The organism is Rhodanobacter denitrificans (assembly GCF_000230695.2).
Classification (GTDB): Bacteria; Pseudomonadota; Gammaproteobacteria; order Xanthomonadales; family Rhodanobacteraceae; genus Rhodanobacter; species Rhodanobacter denitrificans.
Genome location: NC_020541.1, coordinates 791967 through 810663, shown reverse-complemented (window position 1 = coordinate 810663; position 18697 = coordinate 791967). Strand labels below are relative to the sequence as shown.

Genomic DNA, 18697 nt, shown 5'->3' with positions numbered 1-18697 from the left:
CGGCAGGAAAAAAAAGCGCCCATTGGGGCGCTCTGAAAACTGGTGGGTCGTCCGGGACTCGAACCCGGGACCAATAGATTAAAAGTCTACTGCTCTACCAACTGAGCTAACGACCCGTCATGGCAAAACTCAAGCGGTCAATTTTACGGGCTGGGCGACAGCGGCACAAGCAAGCGCGCCCGGCGCTCAGGCGTAGCGCGTGGGATCGGCCAGCCCCGCCTCGCGGAAGCCCTGCGCGCGCAACCTGCAGGCATCGCAATGGCCACAGGCGCGACCATCACTGTCGGCCTGGTAGCAGCTGACCGTGGCGGAGAAGTCCACGCCGAGGCGCTGGCCTTCGCGCGCAATGTCGGCCTTGCTCATGCGCATCAGCGGCGCGTGGATGCGGATGCCGGCGCCTTCCACACCGGCCTTCGTGGCGACATTGGCCAATTGCTCGAACGCCGCGATGAAAGCGGGGCGGCAATCCGGATAGCCCGAGTAGTCGACCGCGTTGACCCCGCACCAGATGTCGCTGGAGCCGAGCACCTCGGCCCAGCCCAGCGCGATCGACAGCATGATGGTGTTGCGCGCCGGCACGTAGGTCACCGGAATGGCGTCGCTGTCGGCGGTATCCAGCGGCACATCGATATCGGCGGTCAGCGCGGAGCCGCCGATACTGCGCAGGTCGATGCCGACGGTCTTGTGCTCGATCGCACCGAGCATCTTCGCCACGCGGTCGGATGCAGCCAGCTCCGAGCTGTGGCGCTGGCCGTAGGCCACGCTCAGCGCGTGCACCTGGTAACCCTGCTCTCGCGCGATGGCGATGGTAACGGCCGAATCCATGCCGCCGGAGACGAGCACGACGGCCTTGCGGGGAGGTGTTTCAGACATGGGGTTCATCCACTGGGGTACAGCCGGTCACCGGCCGGAAAGCGCATGCAGCGACACAGGCCACGGCGCGTAAAACAGGAGTGCGTGGAGAGGAGTGAGGAGTGAGCGTACACGGCGCGCTTGCCGCTCACCTCTCATTCCTCTGCACTCACTTCTCGCCTATTTCCCTCGTGCGTCGCTCCACAGCAGCTTGTGCAGTTGCAACTGGAAACGCACCGGCAGCTTGTCGGCGATGATCCACTCGGCCAGCTCACGCGGCTCGACCTTGCCCCAGACCGACGAGAACAGCACCATGCAGCGATCCGCCAACGCATGCTCGGCCAGCACCGCACGCGCCCATTCGTAGTCGGCGCGGCTGGCGAGGACAATCTTGATCTGGTCGTGCGGCAACAGGTGGTCGAGGTTCGACCACAGGTTGCGCGCGCTTTCGCCGGAGCCGGGCGCCTTGAGATCCATCACCTTGCGCACGCGCGGGTCGACCGCAGAAACGTCCAGCGCGCCGGAGGTTTCCAGCGAAACCTCGTAGCCGGCCTCGCACAGCCGGCGCAGCAGGATCAGGCAGCGCTTCTGCGCCAGCGGCTCGCCGCCGGTCACGCAGACGTGCTTCGCGCCGTGCGTGGCGACCTCGGCGAGGATATCGTCGATCGCGTGCCAGTTGCCGCCGTAGAACGAATACTCGGTATCGCACCAGACGCAGCGCAGCGGGCAGCCGGTGAGGCGCACGAACACGGTGCGCCAGCCGATCGCGTCGGCTTCGCCCTGGATCGAATGGAAGATCTCGGTGATGCGCAGCCGCTCGGCAACCGCCGCGGCAGGCGTGCCGGACGCCTTGCGCGCGTCATCGCCGCTCATCCGCTACCTACTCAGTTGCCCGACTGCAGTTGCAGGCGCTGCAGGCGTTCCTGGGCCAGGCTGGCCGCCTTGGAGCCCGGGTATTTGCTGGCAACCTGGGTCAGCGTGGCTTTCGCTGCCGCGGTCTGCTTGAGTTCCAGCTGGCTGTAGCCGACCTTGAGCAGCGCGTCGGGTGCCTTGTCGCTCTGCGGAAACTGGCTGAGCAACTGCTGGAACGATTCCAGCGCCACCGGGTAGTTGGTGGTGGCGTAGTACGACTCGCCGAGCCAGTACCAGGCGTTCGGCGCCAGCGCATGGTTCGGATACTGCTGGATGAAGCTGCGGAACTCGCGCGAGGCTTCCACATAATTGCCCGCGCGAATCGCCTTGAAGGCCACGTCGTAGGCGGTCTGGGCCGCGGCCGGATCGCCGGCGGTGGCGCTGTTGCTGCCCGCATTCGCGGCCGGTCGGCCAGCCGCCGGATTGGCGGCGGCAACGACACTCGCTGCCGCTGCCGGGTTGCCGGCCTGCGCCTGCGGGTTGCTGCCTGACGCAGCGGCGGCACCCGCACGGCCACCCTCGAGGCGCCCGAGGCGGGCGTCGAGGTCGGTGTACTGGGCCTTGTTCTTGTCGTCGAGCGTCTGCAACTGGTGCTGCAGCTCTTCGACCTGCCCCTGCAACTGCTGCACCTGGGCCTGCAGCTGCTGCATCTGGTTGACCAGGCCGGTACCGGACTGGTCCTTGTTCTGTGCCTGCTGTTCCAGCCGCGCGACGCGATCGGCGAGGCTCAACCGCGAGTCCTGCGCGAAGGCCGGGAACGCGAACAGCATGGCGGACGCGATCGCGCCCGCCATGCTGCACCTGGCTGCAAAGCTGTTAGCCAGTCGCTTCATCATTACTGCGCCGTGTAGACGATCTCGACGCGGCGGTTCTTGCTCCAGCAATCCTCGTTGTGCTCACGGCACACCGGCTTTTCCTTGCCGTAGCTGATCACTTCCAGCTGGCTGGCCGAGCCGCCGTTCGCCTGCAGCGCGTCGGAGACGGCATTGCCGCGGCGCTCGCCGAGGCCGAGGTTGTACTCGCGCGAACCGCGCTCGTCGGCGTTGCCTTCGAGACGGATGTGCGAGGTCGGGCGATCCTGCAGGTACTTGGCGTGGCACGCCATGATCTGCTGGAACTCCGGCTTGATCTCGGTCTTGTCGAAGTCGAAGTACACGACGCGCTGACGCAGGCAGGCATCGGTATCGAGGTCGGCGGGGGTGTACTTGCCGTCGGAGACGGGTGCCTGGGCCGGAGCAGCCTGCTCCGGGGCGGGCTGGGGTTTGACTTCCTGCTTCTTGGAGCAAGCGGCCGCGCCTACGCAGAGCAGGGCAACCAGGGCGACGCGAACGGTCTTATTCATGGTGACGTTCCTTACGGGTTGAGTTCCGACAAACGATGACGACTGAGGTTACGGGACAGCTGACGCCGGTTGTCCGGCTGTTATTTTGACACTTGAAAGATCGACGGTACGTGATACTGCACCATCGCCCTGACTGGCTTTTGACGCGGCAAAGCGCCACAGCCGGAAACCGAAACGCGCCTCGCGGCGCCGTTCGGGCCCACTCCCTGGGCATCAGGCTGCCGCACTCGCGTGCAGCAGCCTGGAAAATCAACGTTGCCGATACGGCCCCCAGGCGGGCTCGCGCACGTCGCCATCGGAAAGCACGAGGCGCTGGCGAACCAGACCGTCAGCCGATACGGCATACAGCACGCCGCGACGTCCTTCGGTAGCGGCGTAAAGCAGCATGCTGGCATTCGGAGCAAAACTCGGGGACTCGTCGATCGGGCCCGGCGAGAGGAAACGCACCTGGTCACCCAGGCTGCGATCCATGATGGCAATACGATACACGTTCCCGTTGCCCTGCACCATGGCGATCTGCTTGCCGTCGTAGCTCACGTCGGCATTCAGATTGCTCTGGCCCTGGAAGCTGATCCGCTGCGGCGTGCCGCCACTGGCCGGGACCTGGTAGATCTGCGGCCGGCCGGAACGGTCGGAGGTGAAATAGATGCTCTGGCCGTCCGGCGCCCAGACCGGCTCGGTGTCGATCGAAAGGCTGTTGGTCAGCCGGGTTTCGCGGCGACTGGCCACGTCCAGCACGAACAGCTCCAGGTTGCCGACGTAGGACAGCGCCACCGCCAGCTTGCTGCCGTCCGGCGACCACGCCGGCGCACCGTTGATGCCCCGCGGGTGGGATTCCACCAGTTGCCGCGAGCCGGTGGTGATGTCCTGCACGTAGATCGACGAATTGCCGCTCTCGAACGAGACGTAGGCAAGCTTGCGGCCATCCGGCGACCACGCCGGCGTCAGCAGCGATTCCTTCGAGCGCGCCACCACCTGCGGGTTGTAGCCGTCCGAATCCGCCACGATCAGCGAATAGGTGGTGTGGTTGCCCAGGCCCACCGCCGTGATGTAGGCGATGCGGGTCCAGAACGCGCCGCGCACGCCGGTGATCTTCTGGTAGATGATGTCCGCGATCTGGTGCGCCACCCCCCGCAGGTCGCCCAGCGGGGTCGGCGGCATCTGCTGGTGCAGCAGGCTCTGCTGCTTGTTGACGTCCCACAGCTCGTATTCAACCTGGACCATGCCGTTGCCGGCGTCGGTGATGTTGCCGACCACGATATAGTCCTGCTTGAGCAACCGCCAGGTCGGGAACTTGATGTCCTGGCCCCTGGAGGGGAACTCCACGATGTCGCTCTTGGCCAGCGAGCGGAACTTGCCGGAACGGTTGAAGTCGTTGCGCATCACGTCGGCGACGTCGGTCGACAGCGGTGCGCCGCCGGCCTGGGCGAACGGCACCACCACGATCGGGGTGGCGGTCTTGACGCCGCCGACGATGTCGACATTCAGCGACTGGGCGGCGGCCGGGCCGGCGAACAACGCCACCACGGCCAACAGGATGGCGGCGAAGCTTGGGCTGAATTTGCGCATGGGCTTGATCATTGCGGCCTGAAGGTGAAGGTGAGGTTGCGCTGGAACACGCTTTCGAAACCCTTGTACGGCAAGGTCTTGGTGCGCAATACCGCATTCTCGACCGAACGCCGGCCGGCATCGTCGTACGGACAGCTGGAATCGACGGTGGCACTCATCACGTCACCGCCGGGCGACTGCACGATATGAACCTGACACGGAACTGCCGGTATGTTATCCGGCCTTAACCAGTTCGGCGTGACCGCATTCTGAATGGCCGCTGCATATTCGTCGGCGAGGTTGCTGTTCGGGCTGTTGTTGCCGGTCTGGCGTTGCGCCGCGTTGGGCAGGTCCGGGGCACCATTGTCCTGGGCGTTCTTCAGATCCTCCAACTGCTGCTTGGCCTGTTTGGCCTTGTTGTCGAGCTTGCGCGTCTGCTGCGCGGCAGCGTCCATCTTGGCGAACAGGTCCTCGATCTGCTTCTGCTTTTCCTGCTTCTGCTTGACCGCCTGCGCATCCAGCTCGGCCTGCCGCTGGCGCTGCTTTTCCTCCTGCAGCTGCTTGGCCTCCTCAGCCTTCAGCGCAGCCTCCTCCACCACCCGCTCCTGATCCTTGAGGTCGGGCTGCTTGGGCGGCGGCGGCAGCGTCTTCACCTCCGGCGCCTCGATCTTGGGCGGCGTCGGCGGCGGCACGGTGGGCGGCGGCGGGGTGGAGTCGGGCACCGGCTTGGCCTTGACCGCCTTCGGCGGCGGGCTACCGGTGGGGCCGATCAGGGTGGCCTCGATGATCGGCCCCTGCAGTTCCAGCGGCTTCGAACAGGTGATCGGGTTCATCCACGCCGGCAGGTGCAGCGCGTTGAACACGTTCTCGTAGGTCGAGCACGGCAGCACCGCGAGGAACAGGAACCCCACGATGCCGATGTGCAGGATGGCGGAAAGTACGACCGCCTTCGGCGTCGCCTTACTTTCGTCCATCGGAGGGGCTCTTGCCCTGGCCGGCCGTCTCGCCCGGCTGGCCCATCAGGCCGACCTTGGCCACCCCGGCCTGCTGCAGATCGGCCAGCACCTTGAACACGCCGCCGTAGCTGCCGCGCTCGTCGCCGCCGACCAGCACGCTGACCTCGGGGTTCTCGCGCACGAACGCGCCTACCTTGAGCTTGAGCGTGTCGGCATCGACCAGTTCCTTCTTCGCCCCGCTCAGGGTCAGGTAGAGCTGGCCGTCCTGCAGCACCGAGACCAGCACCGGGTCCTTCTTCTGCTGCAGCGACTTGGCGTTGGCCTGCGGCAGCTGCACGTCGACGCTGGAGTTCATCATCGGCGTGGTGACCATGAAGATGATCAGCAGCACCAGCATCACGTCGATGTACGGCACCACGTTGATTTCGGATTTGAGCTTGTAGCGCCGCTGGCGCCCGGAGGTTCGCATGGCTGCTCTCCGCTCAGGCGACGTCGTCGGTCTGGATCTGCCGCTGCAGTACCGAGGAGAACTCTTCCTGGAACACGTCGTAGCGCGAGGCGATGCGCTCGACCTTGGTGGCGTAGCGGTTGTACGCCCACTGCGCCGGGATCGCCGCGAACAGGCCCATCGCGGTGGCGATCAGCGCCTCGGAGATGTGCGGCGCGACCACCGCGATGGTCACGTCCTTCATCTCGCCCAGGCCCTGGAACGCACCCATGATGCCCCACACGGTGCCGAACAGGCCGACGTACGGGCTGATCGAGCCGACGTTGGCGAGGAACTCCAGGTTGCGCTCGAGCAGGCCGATCTCGCGCGTGCCGGCCACCTGCATGGCGCGCTCGGAGCCCTCGATCGCGCTGCGCGTATCGTGCGTCTTGCGCTGGCGCTGGCGGGCGAATTCGCGGAAGCCCGACTCGAAGATGTTCTCGATGCCGCCGGTGCCGCCGTGGCGGTTGCTGACCTCGCGGAACAACTGGGCCAGATCGCCGCCGGACCAGAAGCGTTCCTCGAATTCCTCGGCATTCTCCATCGCCGCCTTGGTCTGCGAGTACTTGCGGATGATGATGACCCAGGACAGGAACGAGAACACCAGCAGGATCAGCAGTACCAGTTTTACCGGCACGCTCGAATCCGCGATCAGCGTGAAAACATTCAGTCCACCGTTCATTGCTTGCAGGTTCTCCGCCTATCGGCTTGGGTTGTCTTGAGGTGCGGGTTGCGGGATCAGGTCGGCCGGAATCGGCGCCGGCCGCATGCGTTGGAGGTCGACGCAGGCCACCCGCACGCTGGCGCGGATCAGGCAGCTGCCGTCCTTCTTCATGATCGTCTGGGCGAACAGGATACTGGCTGCGCGCCGTTCTTTGACTTCGACCGTTACCGACAGTTCATCATCCAGCAGGGCGGGCCTGAGGAAGTCGATGTGCATGTCGCGCACCATGAAGGCCAGCCCGGTGGCCTGCTTGAAGGCCATCTGGTCGACGCCCAGCGCCCGCATCCACTCGCTGCGGGCGCGCTCCATGAAGCGCAGGTAGCCGGCGTGGTAGACCACGCCGCCGGCGTCGGTGTCTTCCCAGTAGACCCGTACGTTCCAGCTGAAGGGCGGTTCGGGAGCGGATTCAGGCATCGTCGGTTCCGGCATCGAACAGGTCGGCGGGCGGCGCCTGCCGCGGCAGTGGGGTCAGTCCCAGGTGGCGCCACCCTCTGGCGCTGACCATGCGGCCACGGGCGGTACGGATCAGATAGCCCTGCTGGATCAGGTACGGCTCGACCACGTCCTCCAGCGTGCCCCGATCCTCGCTCAGCGCAGCGGCCAGCGACTCCACCCCGACCGGGCCGCCGTCGAAGTTCTCGATGATCAGGCCAAGCAGGCGCCGGTCCAGCTCGTCGAAGCCCTGCGGGTCGATCTTCAGCATGTCCAGCGCAGCTTGCGCCGCCGCCAGGGTGATCTCGCCGCCGGCACGCACCTCGGCGTAGTCGCGCACCCGGCGCAGCAGGCGGTTGGCAATGCGCGGCGTGCCGCGCGAGCGGCGGGCGATTTCCTGCGCCCCTTCCGGCGCGCAGGCGATGCTGAGGATCTTCGCGGCGCGGCGCACGATCGCGGTGAGCTCGTCGGCGGTATAGAACTCCAGCCGCTGCACGATGCCGAAGCGGTCGCGCAGCGGCGCGGTGAGCATGCCGGCGCGGGTGGTGGCGCCGATCAGGGTGAACGGCGGCAGGTCCAGCTTGATCGAGCGCGCGGCCGGGCCTTCGCCGATCATGATGTCGATCTGGAAGTCCTCCATCGCCGGGTACAGCACTTCCTCGACGATCGGCGACAGGCGGTGGATCTCGTCGACGAACAGCACGTCGTTCGCCTCCAGGTTGGTCAGCAGCGCGGCCAGGTCGCCGGCGCGCTCCAGCACCGGGCCGGAGGTGGAGCGCAGGTTGACCCCCAGCTCGTTCGCGATCACGTGGCTGAGCGTGGTCTTGCCCAGCCCCGGCGGGCCGAACACCAGCACGTGGTCCAGCGCGCCGCCGCGCTTCTTCGCCGCCTCGATGTAGATCGACAGCTGCTCGCGCACCGCCTGCTGGCCCAGGTACTCGGCCAGCCGCTTCGGCCGGATGGTGGCTTCCAGCGCCTCGTCATCGAGCTGGGCGGCGGCGGTGATGATGCGGTGGTCGGTCATGCCGGCATTATGGCAGGCCGGCCACGCACTTGTAGGAGCCCGCTTGCGGGCGATGCCTTTCCGCCGCGGGCTCCGAAGCAAGAGCATCGCCCGCAAGCGGGCTCCTACAAGGTCGGCTCAGATTTCGACCTGCGCGCCCAGCTCGATCAGCCGGTTGCCGGGGATCTGGAAGAACGCGGTGGCCGGCATCGCGTTGCGCGACAGGAACGCGAACAGCTTGTCGCGCCACAGCGCCATGCCGGGGCGACGTGCGTCGGCCACGATGGTCTCGCGCGACAGGAAGAAGGTGGTGTCCATCATGTCGAAGCCGAGTCCCTCGCGTGTGCACTGGGTCAGCGCCAGCGGGATGTTCGGATCCTCGGCGAAGCCGAAGCGCAGCTCCAGCCCGAAGAAGTTGCCGGCCATCGGGGTGATCGCGATGCGCTCGTCGGCCTCGGCCACCGGCGTTTCCAGCGTCTCCACCGTCAGCAGCACGTTGCGTTCGTGCAGCACCTTGTTGTGCTTGAGGTTGTGCAGCAGCGCATGCGGCACGGCATGCTGGTTCGCGGTGAGGAAGATCGCCGTGCCCGGCACGCGCAACGGCGGGTGCTCGGCGATGTTCTCGATGAACGGCGCCAGCGCCAGCCCGCCCTGCTTGATCTCGCGCACCACCAGCTCGCGGCCGCGGCGCCAGGTCGTCATCACCGTGAACAGCACCACGCCCAGCACCAGCGGGAACCAGCCGCCATGCGCGACCTTCAGCAGGTTCGCGCCGAAGAACGACAGGTCGATGATCAGGAACAGCACGCCGACCAGCACCACCGTCAGCCAGCTCCAGTGCCAGCGCTTGCGCGCCACCACCAGCGCCAGCAAGGTGGTCATGGTCATGGTGCCGGTCACCGCGATGCCATAGGCGGCGCCCAGGTTGTCCGAGCTGCGGAAGCCGAGCACCGCCAGGATCACCAGCACCATCAGCATCCGGTTGACCCACGGCACGAAGATTTGCCCGGACATCTCGCGCGAGGTGTGCACCACCGCCAGCCGCGGCGAATAGCCCAGCGACATCGCCTCGCGGGTCATCGAGAACGCGCCGGAGATCACCGCCTGCGAGGCGATCACCGCCGCCGCCGCCGACAGCACGATCATCGGATACAGCAGCGACTCGGGCACCATCAGGTAGAACGGGCTGGAGATCGCCAGCGGATCGGCCAGCAGCAGCGCACCCTGACCGAAATAGTTGAGCAGCAGCGCCGGCAGCACGAAGCCGAACCAGGCCAGCCGGATGGGCTTCTTGCCGAAGTGGCCCATGTCGGCATACAGCGCCTCGGCACCGGTCAGTGCCAGCACCACGCCGCCGAGCGCGATGAAGGAGGTATTGCCGTGGCTGAGGAAGAAGCGCACCGCATGCAGCGGATTGATCGCGTACAGCACCTGCGGGTTGGCGATGATCTGGCGCACGCCGAGCACCGCCAGCACCACGAACCACAGCGTCATCACCGGCGCGAACGCCTTGCCGACCTTGTGCGTGCCGTGCCGCTGCACCGCGAACATGCCGAGCAGGATCGCCAGCGCAATCCACACCACGTACTTGCCCAGGCCGGGCGCGGCGACTTGCAGGCCCTCGACCGCGCCGAGCACCGAGATCGCCGGGGTGATCACGCCGTCGCCGTAGAACAGCGCCGCGCCGAAGATGCCGAAGCCGGCCAGTACCCAGCGCGCGCGCGCCGAGCCGCTCATCGAACGCTGCGCCAGCGCCATCAGCGCCATGATGCCGCCCTCGCCCTTGTTGTCCGCACGCATCACGAAGGTGACGTACTTCAGCGAGACCACCATGATCAGCGACCAGAACACCAGAGAAAGCACGCCGAGCACCGCCGGCTCGGTCGGCGTCATGCCGTGCGTGCCGAGGGTTTCCTTCATGGTGTACAGCGGGCTGGTGCCGATGTCGCCGAACACCACGCCGATCGCGCCCAGCGCCAGCGTCCGCAACCGGCGCCGGGCGTCCGACGCAGTCTCGATCGGGTTGTTCTGCCGGCCCACGATCAGCCCCCGAGCGCCGCGCGCAACGCCTTGCGGATGATCGCTTCGGCGTCGTCGCCCTCGGCGGCGACCTTCTGCACCAGCCGGCTCACCTCGACCGGCTTGTAGCCCAGCTGCTGCAGCGCCACGGTCGCTTCGCCGGCGGCATCCAGCGGCGCACCGGCCGCACGCGGCGTGGCGCCGGGAATGCCCGACATGCCATCGAGCCGATCGCGCAACTCCACCACGATGCGCTCGGCGGTCTTCTTGCCGATGCCGGGGATCTTGGTCAGCGCGACCACGTCGCCGGCCTGCACCAGCCGCGCGAAGTGGTCGGTGGACACGCCGGACAACACCGCCAGCGCGATCTTCGCGCCGATCCCGCTGACCTTCAGCAGGTTGCGGAACAGCGTGCGTTCGGCTTCGTGCAGGAAGCCGTACAGCGTGATGCTGTCTTCCTTCACCGCGTGGTGGATGAGCAGCACCACTTCCTTGCCGAGGCCCGGCAGGTCGTAGATGGTCGACATCGGCGCCTCGACCTCGTAGCCGACGCCGCCGACCTCGACCAGCAGCGACGGCGGTTGCTTGCCGATCAGGGTGCCGCGCAGGCGCCCGATCACCGGCGCCGCCTCCAGGCCGTGCGCGGAATGCCGACGCGGGCCAGGCTGGCGCGGGTGTGCGCATGCGTCACCGCCACCGCCAGCGCATCGGCGGCATCGGCCTGCAGCGGTCCCTTGAGGCCGAGCAGCACGCCGATCATGTGCTGCACCTGGGTCTTGTCGCCGCGACCGCTGCCGACCACGGACTGCTTCACTTCGGTTGCTGCATATTCGTGCACCACGATCCCCTGGCTGACCACCGCGCAGATCGCGGCGCCGCGCGCCTGTCCGAGCTTCAGCGCCGAATCCGGATTGCGCGCCATGAACACGCGCTCGACCCCGCACTCGGCCGGCTGGTGGGTCGCGATGATGTCACACAGTTCGTCAAAGATGCGTTTCAGGCGCAGCGGAAAGCTGGCCTCGCCGGCCACCGCCAGCGCGCCGTGGAAGACGTGGCTGAGCCTGCCGGCATCGTCCACGTCGATGATGCCCACGCCGGTGCGCTGGCTGCCGGGGTCGATGCCGATGATCCGCACATGCCGGAATTCGGGATTTTGGACTCGGGATTCGGGGGAAGCCACAGCGGGCGCCTTCACTTCTTTGGTGGATGGAGTCGCGCCGAACCGCCCGACTCTTTGCTCGTACCGAATCCCGGCCCCCGGTCCACGAATCCCGTCACGAGGCCGCCGGCAAGGCGGCGTTGTGCGACACCTCGCTTACGTCGTCCAGCGCGTCGAGCTTCTCCAGCAGGTCGAGCAACTGCTCCAGCGCCTCCTCCGGCACCTCGACGCGGTTGTTCGGGCGCATCACCACGCCGGCGTGCTGGGCGTTCAGCCCGGCGGCGATCAAGCCCTGCTGCACCGCCTCGAAGCTCTCCGGCGTGCACAGCACGGTGCTTTCGCCGTGCTCGTTGATCACGTCGTCGGCGCCGGCTTCCAGCGCCGCCTCCAGCACCTTTTCCTCGGCCGCCGCGTCGTCGCCGGTGGCGAACACCAGCTCGCCGCAGCGGGTGAACTGGAACGCCACCGAACCGGAGGTACCAAGGTTGCCGCCATGCTTGGTCAGCGCGTAGCGTACGTCGGCCACGGTACGGGTGGGATTGTCGGTGAAGCACTCGATGATCAGCGCGATGCCGGCCGGGCCGTAGCCTTCGTAGCGCAGTTCCTGCATGTCGGCACCGCCGTCGGCGCCGGAGCCACGCTTGATCGCGCGCTCGATGGTGTCCTTGGTCATGTTCGCCGACAGGGCCTTGTCGATTGCCGCACGCAGGCGCGGGTTGCCGCCAGGGTCGGCGACGCCGGAACGGGTGGCGACGGTGATCTCGCGGATCAGCTTGGTGAACACCTTGGCGCGCCTGGCGTCTTCGGCGTTCTTGCGACCTTCGATGGACGGGCCTCTACCCATGACGATTCCTGCACGAAGCGAGTGGACAAGCGCTCAATTTTACCTGAATTCGGCCCGCGTGCCGGCCACGCCGCCCCACCGAACCGCGGCATGACGCCTCAGGCCGCGGCGGGCGGAAACCGGCCGTGGCGCAGGAATTCCGCCACCAGTCGCGCCACCTCCTGCGAGAACAGCAGGCCGGTGTGGTTCGCTTCGACCACGCGGTGCGCAGTCACCCCCGCCAGGCGGGTTTCCTCCACTGCCACCGTGCCGTCGTGCTCGCCGGCGAAGTGGCCGAGCATGGCGCCCAGGCCGAGCGGCAGGCGCCCGGCGATCACACCGACCTCGCGCGGCCCGTCCCAGCGTTCGAAGCCCTGTTCCAGCAGTTCGCGGTTGTGCCCCAGCAGCACCTCGCCGCCGCGGCCCCAGGCGGCGAAACCGCGCGCCGCGGCGCTGCCCTTCAGCGGCGAGCCCAGGCAGACGATGCGACCGGGCGGCGGGGTGCCGTCGAGACAGGCGCGCAAGGCCAGCAAGCCGCCCAGACTGTGGCCGACCAGGTGCACCGCGTCGGCCTCCCCGGCCAGCGCGGCCATGCGTGCCTGCAACCGGTCCAGGATGCGCTGCTGGGTGGCCGCCACGCTCAGGTAATCGAAGCGGTGCACACGGAAGCCTGCCTCCATCAGCCGGCGGTGCAGCATGGACAGCGCGAAACCGCGCATCCACAGACCGTGCAGCAGGATCACGTGATCGCTCATGGCGTACCGCCGCCGTGACGCGAGCGCAACTGCCGGCGGCTCAGCCGGCAGCCTCGCCGTCGGTCGCCACGCGCACGTGCAGCTCCTTCAGCTGCGCCGCGGCGATCGGCGAGGGCGCATCGGTCATCAGGTCCTGCGCGCTGGTGGTCTTGGGGAAGGCGATCACGTCGCGGATCGACTCGGTGCCGGCCATCAAGGCCGCGATGCGGTCGATGCCGAACGCCAGGCCGCCATGCGGCGGTGCACCGAATTTCAGTGCCTTCAGCAGGAAGCCGAACTTCATCTCGGCCTCCTCGGCGCCGATGCCGAGCAGCTCGAACACCGTGCTCTGCATCTCCGGCCGGTGGATGCGGATCGAGCCGCCGCCGATCTCGTTGCCGTTCAAGACCATGTCGTAGCCGCGGCTCACCGCGTTGTGCGGGTCGGCGCGCAGCTGGGCGGCATCATCCACCTTCGGCGCGGTGAACGGGTGATGCAGGGCCACGAAACGCTGCGCCTCGGCGTCGTACTCGAACATCGGGAAGTCGGTGACCCACAGCGGCTTCCAGCTGTCCGCGACCAGGCCGCGATCCTTGCCGAGCTTGAGCCGCAATGCACCCATGAAGTCGCTGACGGTCTTCCACGCGCCGGCGCCGAAGAACACGATGTCGCCGCTCTGCGCGCCGGTGGCCTTCAGCACGCCGTCCAGCGCCGCGTCGTCGAGGAACTTCGCCACCGGTGAGTTGATGCCGTCGCGGCCCTTGGCCAGGTCCTCGACCTTGAGCCAGGCCAGACCCTTCGCGCCGTAGCGCGCGGCGTACTCGGCCAGGCCGTCGATGTCCTTGCGCGACAGCGTGCTGCCGCCCGGCACGCGCAGCGCGGCGACGCGGCCGGCCGGGTCGTTGGCCGGCTCGGCGAACACCTTGAACTCGACGTGCTTCACCGCGTCGGCCACGTCGACCAGCTCCAGCGCGATGCGCAGGTCCGGCTTGTCCGAACCGAAGCGGCGCATCGCCTCCATCCAGGTCATGCGCGGGAACGCCGCGTCCAGCTCGACGCTCTGCACTTCGCGGAAAACGTGGCGGATCAGTTCCTCCACGAAGTCTTGCACGTCCTTCTCTTCCACGAAGGCGAACTCCAGGTCGAGCTGGGTGAACTCCGGCTGGCGGTCGGCGCGCAGGTCCTCGTCGCGGAAGCAGCGGGCGATCTGGTAGTAGCGGTCGAAGCCGGCCACCATCAGGATCTGCTTGAACAGCTGCGGCGACTGCGGCAGTGCGTAGAACTGGCCCGGATGCACGCGGCTGGGCACCAGGTAGTCGCGCGCGCCCTCCGGCGTGGCCTTGGTCAGGATCGGCGTCTCCACGTCCTGGAAACCGCGCGCGTCGAGGTAGCGGCGCAGCGCCTGCACCAGCTTGATGCGCTTGCGCATCATCGCCTGCATCTCGGGGCGGCGCAGGTCGAGGTAGCGGTAGGTCATCCGCAGGTCCTCGTTCGGGTTCTCGTGCAGCGCGAACGGCAGGTCCTTCGCGGCGTTGAGCACCTCCACCGTGTCGGCCAGCAACTCGACCGTACCGGTCTTCAGCTTGTCGTTGACCGACACCCGCGGGCGGATCGTGCCAGTGACGCGCACGCAGTACTCGTAGCCCAGCTCGCCGGCGATGGCGAACGCGGCGGGATTGTCGCGATCGATCACCACCTGGGCCAGCCCCTCGTGGTCGCGCAGGTCGACGAACGCCACGTGCGCCTGCAGGCGGATCTTGTTGACCCAGCCGCACAGGGTGACGGTCTGGCCGATCAGCGCCTCGTCGATGAGGCCGCAGTAATGCGTGCGCATGCGTTGGAACTCCGGCGTCGCCGCGGCGACTTCAGGCAAGGGAAAAGACCGCAAAGTCTACCACTGCCGCGCACCGCGGCGGGCCGCGCTACCAGCGCCGGTCGACCAGGAACTGGCCGCGGCAACCGTGCGCCACCCACACTCCGGCGCGGTTCCAGCCCCAGCTGTAGCCCTCCACGCAATTCGCGTCGGAAAACTGCCGGCCCAACCGCACGCGACCGTGGCGGCCCACGTCGACCTGGCACATCTGGTATTTCTTCTGGTTGCTGTCGCACTGCAGGCTGATCCGGCGATCCCAGCCGGGTCCGGGGCGCCAGTCGCCCCGGTCGTCGTCGCGGTCGTCGTAACGGCCGCGATCACGGTTGCCGTAGGCGTAGTCATCGCGCTCGGCCGGACCGAACAGGCCGCGGCAGCCGCGATCGACCCACAGCGTGCCGTAGTCCATGCCCCAGCTCTCGCCGCGCAGGCAGACGGCCGTCGACTCCTGCTTGTACAGCTCGACGTACCGCCACGGCACGGCGCAGCGCGCGTAGTGGCCGTCGTTGCTCACGCAGCGCACCGGCGCATCCGACTGCGCCTGCGCCGGCGGGGCCACTCCCAGCAGGCCGCCCCCCAGTCCGGCCACGATGATCCCGACCGCCCACCTGCCGACTGCCCGCATGCTCCGCCTCCTCGTTCATGCCGCCCCGGCACCGCGCCGGAGTCGTTCGGAATCAGCATATCCCGCGTCCGAACGCGGCAACCGGCCGGGCATCCCAGCGGTTCAGCTGGCGCTGCTTCCGGAGTCGCCGGAGGCCGGCGCCGGGGCAGCCGCTGCGGTGCCGGACTGGCCGGCATCGCCGGCCAGGTTGTGCTTCTTCTCGCCGCTCTTCTTGAAGTCGGTCTCGTACCAGCCGCTGCCGGCGAGCCGAAACGACGGTGCGCTGACCATCCGCCGCAGGTGCGGCGCATCGCAGGCGGGACAGACGGTGGGGTCGGTATCGGACAACTTCTGCAGGCGGTCGAAGCGGTGACCGCAATGGCTGCATTCGAATTCGTAGATGGGCATGGGAACTCCGGGCACGCCGGCCATCGCGGGGCCGGCAACAGGCCATTATCGGCGTGTGCGGCAGGATTTCAATGTAGCAGGCGGCGCATGGCGGGCGCCTTGCCCATGGTAGTAGCCTGCGGATCAGGGGCGAACCCGGGCCGGCCTGCCGCCTCATGTTCCCCCAGCACACACGAAGGGGTCGTTGCGACATTTGGACTGATAGACGTCTATACGTCTATTGACGGAGCAATGGCGCACCACTAGTCTGCATTTGCTGCGATGCGGCAAACCACGAACCGGAGAGCTTCCATGAGCAAACGTTCCAACCCGATCGCCCTGGCGTGGCTTCCCGCTGCGGTGCTGCTGGCCCTGGCCGGCAATGTCGCCGCACAGGATGCCAGCCAAGCCACCCCGGCCAAGGCCAAGAACCTCGATTCCGTGGTGGTCACCGGCACGCGCGTGTCCAACCGCACCGCCGGCGAGTCGCTGGCGCCGATCGACGTGTTGAGCCCCGCCGACCTGCAGGGTACCGGCACCACCGAGCTGGCCACGGCGCTGTCGCGCCTGCTGCCCTCGCTGAACTTCCCGCGCCCCTCGCTCACCGACGGCACCGACGGCTCGCGCCCGGCGCAGTTGCGCGGCCTGTCGCCGGACCAGGTGCTGGTGCTGGTGAACGGCAAGCGCCGCCACACCGGCGCGATCGTCAACCTCAACGGCACCCAGGGTCGCGGCTCCTCGCCGGTGGACCTCAACGCGATCCCGATCACCGCGGTGAAGCGCATCGAGGTGCTGCGCGACGGCGCCGCCGCGCAATACGGCTCCGACGCGATCGCCGGCGTGGTCAACATCGTGCTGAAGGACGGCGCCGACGGCGGCAGCGTGGCCGCCAGCGTGGGCCAGTACAGCGCCGGCGACGGCCTGCAGCGCGAAGGCAGCGGCGACATCGGCTTCCACCTCGGCCAGGACGGCTGGCTGCGCGTGGCCGCCGCGGTGGGCAAGGACGGCTACACCGACCGCGCCGGGCCGGACCTGCGCAACCCGGCCGACCCCAGCTACGCCCGCGTCAACCAGCGCTTCGGCGACCCCGAGGTCACCCACCAGTCGGTGTTCCTCAACAGCCAGTACGACTTGTCGCCGAACGTCAACGTCTACGCGTTCGCCAACGCCAACAACCGCAACGCGGAATCCGCCGGCTTCTACCGTCCGGGCCTGGACAGCCGCAACATCCGCGCGATCTACCCCGACGGCTTCCTGCCGCTGATCGCCACCGCCTCCAAGGACCGCGCCTTCGTCGCCGGCATCCGCGGCACCACCGCGAACTACTGGCACTGGGACCTCAGCGGCAACTACGGCAAGAACAGCCTGCAGTTCGACGTCAACCACAGCCTCAACACCCAGCTCGGCCCGACCAGCCCCACCCACTTCTACGCCGGCAGGTTGAACAACACCGAGAAACTGCTCAACGCGGATTTCTCGCGCGACTTCGACGTGGGCGGCCTGGCCGGCCCGCTGACCCTGGCGTTCGGCGGCGAGTACCGCCACGAGAACTACGCCATCGACGCCGGCGACCCCACCTCGTATTTCGGCGGCGGTTCGCAGGTGTTCCCCGGCTTCCGTCCGTCCGATGCCAACTCCAACAGCCGCCACAGCTACGCCGTGTATGGCGAGCTGGACGCGGACCTTACCCAGAAGCTGAGCGGCTCGCTGGCCGTACGCCACGAGAAATACAGCGACTTTGGCAACACCACCTCGGGCAAGCTCTCCGCGCGCTATGCGTTCACCGACAAGGTCGCGCTGCGCGCCACCGCCTCGAACGGCTTCCGCGCGCCGTCGCTGGCCCAGCAGAACTACTCCACCACCTCCACCGTGTTCATCAGCAGCGTGCCTTACGAGGTGCGCACGTTCCCGGTGAACAGCCCGGTCGGACGCGCGTTCGGCGCCGAGCCGCTGAAGGCGGAGAAATCGGTCAACTACAGCCTGGGCCTGGTGCTGCAGCCCACCGACCGCACCGCGCTGACCGTCGACGCCTACCAGATCCGCATCGGCGACCGCATCGTGCTGTCGGAGAACCTCACCGGCAGCGCGGTTACCACCTACCTCACCGCGCACGGCTTCCCCGGCGTCACCGGCGGGCGCTACTTCACCAACGCGGTGGACACGCGCACCCGCGGCGTCGACATCGTGGGCAGCTGGCGCACCGAACTGGCCGGCGGCGGGCTCAACCTGACGCTGGGCTACAACTACAACAAGACCGACATCCTCAACACCCGGCCGAACCCGGCGATCCTGGCCCAGAACGGGCTCAACCTGCAGCGTATGGGGCGCACCGAGAAAGGCCGCATCACGGTCGGCGCGCCGCGCGACAAGTTCACCCTCGGCGGCGACTGGACGCTCGGCCACTGGGGCCTGCGCTCCACGCTGTCGCGCTACGGCAAGTTCACCGTGTTGAACAACAACGCGGCCAACGACCAGACCTTCGCCGCCAAGTGGGTGCTGGACCTGGCCGGCGACTACACGCTGGACCAGTGGACCTTCACCCTCGGCGCGGACAACGTGTTCGACGAATACCCGGACAAGGTGATCGCCGCCAACAGCACCTCGGGCATCCTGCCGTACAGCTCGAGTTCGCCGTTCGGCTTCAACGGCGCCTACGTCTACGGCAAGGTGGCGTACCGCTGGTAAATCGACGCAAGCCATTGGACCCAAAGCCCCGGCCAGTCCGGGGCTTTTTCATGGCTGGCCTCCCCACCGCCTTTTGCGTCGTCCCTGCCGCCATCCGTTGACGGATTTCGCTGACGGCTTGTGCCGCCAGCGGCGAGTGTGGATCGACAACCAATGGGAA

The 18697-nt window shown here is 67.6% G+C and carries 19 protein-coding genes and 1 tRNA gene; 1 reads left to right on the top strand and 19 read right to left on the bottom strand.

Annotation, left to right across the window (positions count from 1 at the left end):
- Nucleotides 1–40 precede the first annotated feature (40 nt).
- The 19 genes from R2APBS1_RS03520 to R2APBS1_RS03430 all read right to left on the bottom strand — a co-directional run bounded on the left by R2APBS1_RS03520 (nucleotide 41) and on the right by R2APBS1_RS03430 (nucleotide 15873).
- A tRNA-Lys gene (locus R2APBS1_RS03520) sits at nucleotides 41–116 on the bottom strand.
- A gap of 70 nt (nucleotides 117–186) precedes the next feature.
- Nucleotides 187–873, bottom strand: a complete 687-nt coding sequence (gene queC, locus R2APBS1_RS03515) for a 7-cyano-7-deazaguanine synthase QueC (protein ID WP_015446905.1) — start codon at nucleotides 871–873, stop codon at nucleotides 187–189.
- A gap of 159 nt (nucleotides 874–1032) precedes the next feature.
- Entirely contained in the window at nucleotides 1033–1725 is a 693-nt protein-coding gene (gene queE / locus R2APBS1_RS03510; RefSeq protein WP_015446904.1) for a 7-carboxy-7-deazaguanine synthase QueE, read from the bottom strand.
- An 11-nt stretch (nucleotides 1726–1736) separates the two neighbouring features.
- Complete coding sequence (ybgF, locus tag R2APBS1_RS03505) at nucleotides 1737–2600, bottom strand: tol-pal system protein YbgF (RefSeq protein ID WP_484587428.1); 864 nt, start codon at nucleotides 2598–2600, stop codon at nucleotides 1737–1739.
- On the bottom strand, nucleotides 2600–3106 hold the full coding sequence (gene pal, locus R2APBS1_RS03500) for a peptidoglycan-associated lipoprotein Pal (RefSeq protein WP_007507303.1): 507 nt from the start codon (nucleotides 3104–3106) through the stop codon (nucleotides 2600–2602). The genes ybgF and pal overlap by 1 nt, the downstream gene beginning before the upstream one ends.
- 249 nt (nucleotides 3107–3355) lie before the next feature.
- Nucleotides 3356–4675 (bottom strand): Tol-Pal system beta propeller repeat protein TolB, encoded by a 1320-nt coding sequence (tolB, locus tag R2APBS1_RS03495; RefSeq protein WP_007507306.1) that lies wholly within the window; start codon nucleotides 4673–4675, stop codon nucleotides 3356–3358.
- 8 nt (nucleotides 4676–4683) lie between these two features.
- Complete coding sequence (locus R2APBS1_RS03490; RefSeq protein WP_015446901.1) at nucleotides 4684–5628, bottom strand: cell envelope integrity TolA family protein; 945 nt, start codon at nucleotides 5626–5628, stop codon at nucleotides 4684–4686.
- Nucleotides 5615–6079, bottom strand: coding sequence for a protein TolR (gene tolR / locus R2APBS1_RS03485; RefSeq protein ID WP_015446900.1), 465 nt, complete (start codon nucleotides 6077–6079; stop codon nucleotides 5615–5617). The genes R2APBS1_RS03490 and tolR overlap by 14 nt, the downstream gene beginning before the upstream one ends.
- 13 nt (nucleotides 6080–6092) lie before the next feature.
- Entirely contained in the window at nucleotides 6093–6779 is a 687-nt protein-coding gene (gene tolQ / locus R2APBS1_RS03480) for a protein TolQ (RefSeq protein WP_007507311.1), read from the bottom strand.
- Nucleotides 6780–6797: 18 nt separating this feature from the next.
- Nucleotides 6798–7235: a tol-pal system-associated acyl-CoA thioesterase gene (gene ybgC, locus R2APBS1_RS03475; RefSeq protein ID WP_015446899.1), complete on the bottom strand. Its 438-nt coding sequence runs from the start codon at nucleotides 7233–7235 to the stop codon at nucleotides 6798–6800.
- Nucleotides 7228–8277, bottom strand: a complete 1050-nt coding sequence (gene ruvB / locus R2APBS1_RS03470) for a Holliday junction branch migration DNA helicase RuvB (RefSeq protein ID WP_015446898.1) — start codon at nucleotides 8275–8277, stop codon at nucleotides 7228–7230. The genes ybgC and ruvB overlap by 8 nt, the downstream gene beginning before the upstream one ends.
- Nucleotides 8278–8394: 117 nt before the next feature.
- Nucleotides 8395–10296, bottom strand: coding sequence for a potassium transporter Kup (locus R2APBS1_RS03465; protein WP_015446897.1), 1902 nt, complete (start codon nucleotides 10294–10296; stop codon nucleotides 8395–8397).
- Between the two features lie 2 nt (nucleotides 10297–10298).
- On the bottom strand, nucleotides 10299–10895 hold the full coding sequence (gene ruvA, locus R2APBS1_RS03460) for a Holliday junction branch migration protein RuvA (protein ID WP_007507318.1): 597 nt from the start codon (nucleotides 10893–10895) through the stop codon (nucleotides 10299–10301).
- Nucleotides 10892–11410, bottom strand: coding sequence for a crossover junction endodeoxyribonuclease RuvC (gene ruvC, locus R2APBS1_RS03455; RefSeq protein ID WP_007507320.1), 519 nt, complete (start codon nucleotides 11408–11410; stop codon nucleotides 10892–10894). Before ruvC ends, ruvA begins: the two co-directional genes overlap by 4 nt.
- A gap of 139 nt (nucleotides 11411–11549) precedes the next feature.
- Nucleotides 11550–12278, bottom strand: a complete 729-nt coding sequence (locus tag R2APBS1_RS03450) for a YebC/PmpR family DNA-binding transcriptional regulator (protein ID WP_015446895.1) — start codon at nucleotides 12276–12278, stop codon at nucleotides 11550–11552.
- A gap of 98 nt (nucleotides 12279–12376) precedes the next feature.
- Nucleotides 12377–13012 carry an alpha/beta fold hydrolase gene (locus tag R2APBS1_RS03445; RefSeq protein WP_007507324.1) on the bottom strand — a complete coding sequence of 212 codons (636 nt, stop codon included), beginning with the start codon at nucleotides 13010–13012 and terminating at the stop codon, nucleotides 12377–12379.
- Nucleotides 13013–13052: 40 nt separating this feature from the next.
- Nucleotides 13053–14825, bottom strand: a complete 1773-nt coding sequence (gene aspS / locus R2APBS1_RS03440; protein ID WP_015446894.1) for an aspartate--tRNA ligase — start codon at nucleotides 14823–14825, stop codon at nucleotides 13053–13055.
- An 88-nt stretch (nucleotides 14826–14913) separates the two neighbouring features.
- On the bottom strand, nucleotides 14914–15486 hold the full coding sequence (locus R2APBS1_RS03435) for a DUF3011 domain-containing protein (protein ID WP_015446893.1): 573 nt from the start codon (nucleotides 15484–15486) through the stop codon (nucleotides 14914–14916).
- Between the two features lie 102 nt (nucleotides 15487–15588).
- Nucleotides 15589–15873, bottom strand: coding sequence for an FmdB family zinc ribbon protein (locus tag R2APBS1_RS03430; RefSeq protein WP_015446892.1), 285 nt, complete (start codon nucleotides 15871–15873; stop codon nucleotides 15589–15591).
- A gap of 291 nt (nucleotides 15874–16164) precedes the next feature.
- Between R2APBS1_RS03430 and R2APBS1_RS03425 the strand changes: the two genes are divergently transcribed.
- A complete protein-coding gene (locus tag R2APBS1_RS03425) occupies nucleotides 16165–18537 on the top strand; it encodes a TonB-dependent receptor plug domain-containing protein (protein WP_015446891.1) in 2373 nt (790 codons plus the stop codon).
- The last annotated feature ends 160 nt before the right edge of the window (nucleotides 18538–18697 follow it).

Coding starts and splice junctions, on each gene's coding strand:
- ybgC (WP_015446899.1), bottom strand. CDS start 7,235: ATGCCTGAATCCGCTCCCGAACCGCCCTTCAGCTGGAACGTACGGGTC.
- R2APBS1_RS03450 (WP_015446895.1), bottom strand. CDS start 12,278: ATGGGTAGAGGCCCGTCCATCGAAGGTCGCAAGAACGCCGAAGACGCC.
- ybgF (WP_484587428.1), bottom strand. CDS start 2,600: ATGATGAAGCGACTGGCTAACAGCTTTGCAGCCAGGTGCAGCATGGCG.
- queE (WP_015446904.1), bottom strand. CDS start 1,725: ATGAGCGGCGATGACGCGCGCAAGGCGTCCGGCACGCCTGCCGCGGCG.
- R2APBS1_RS03490 (WP_015446901.1), bottom strand. CDS start 5,628: ATGGACGAAAGTAAGGCGACGCCGAAGGCGGTCGTACTTTCCGCCATC.
- R2APBS1_RS03430 (WP_015446892.1), bottom strand. CDS start 15,873: ATGCCCATCTACGAATTCGAATGCAGCCATTGCGGTCACCGCTTCGAC.
- aspS (WP_015446894.1), bottom strand. CDS start 14,825: ATGCGCACGCATTACTGCGGCCTCATCGACGAGGCGCTGATCGGCCAG.
- R2APBS1_RS03435 (WP_015446893.1), bottom strand. CDS start 15,486: ATGCGGGCAGTCGGCAGGTGGGCGGTCGGGATCATCGTGGCCGGACTG.
- queC (WP_015446905.1), bottom strand. CDS start 873: ATGTCTGAAACACCTCCCCGCAAGGCCGTCGTGCTCGTCTCCGGCGGC.
- tolR (WP_015446900.1), bottom strand. CDS start 6,079: ATGCGAACCTCCGGGCGCCAGCGGCGCTACAAGCTCAAATCCGAAATC.
- tolQ (WP_007507311.1), bottom strand. CDS start 6,779: ATGAACGGTGGACTGAATGTTTTCACGCTGATCGCGGATTCGAGCGTG.
- ruvB (WP_015446898.1), bottom strand. CDS start 8,277: ATGACCGACCACCGCATCATCACCGCCGCCGCCCAGCTCGATGACGAG.
- tolB (WP_007507306.1), bottom strand. CDS start 4,675: ATGCGCAAATTCAGCCCAAGCTTCGCCGCCATCCTGTTGGCCGTGGTG.
- R2APBS1_RS03425 (WP_015446891.1), top strand. CDS start 16,165: ATGAGCAAACGTTCCAACCCGATCGCCCTGGCGTGGCTTCCCGCTGCG.
- pal (WP_007507303.1), bottom strand. CDS start 3,106: ATGAATAAGACCGTTCGCGTCGCCCTGGTTGCCCTGCTCTGCGTAGGC.
- R2APBS1_RS03445 (WP_007507324.1), bottom strand. CDS start 13,012: ATGAGCGATCACGTGATCCTGCTGCACGGTCTGTGGATGCGCGGTTTC.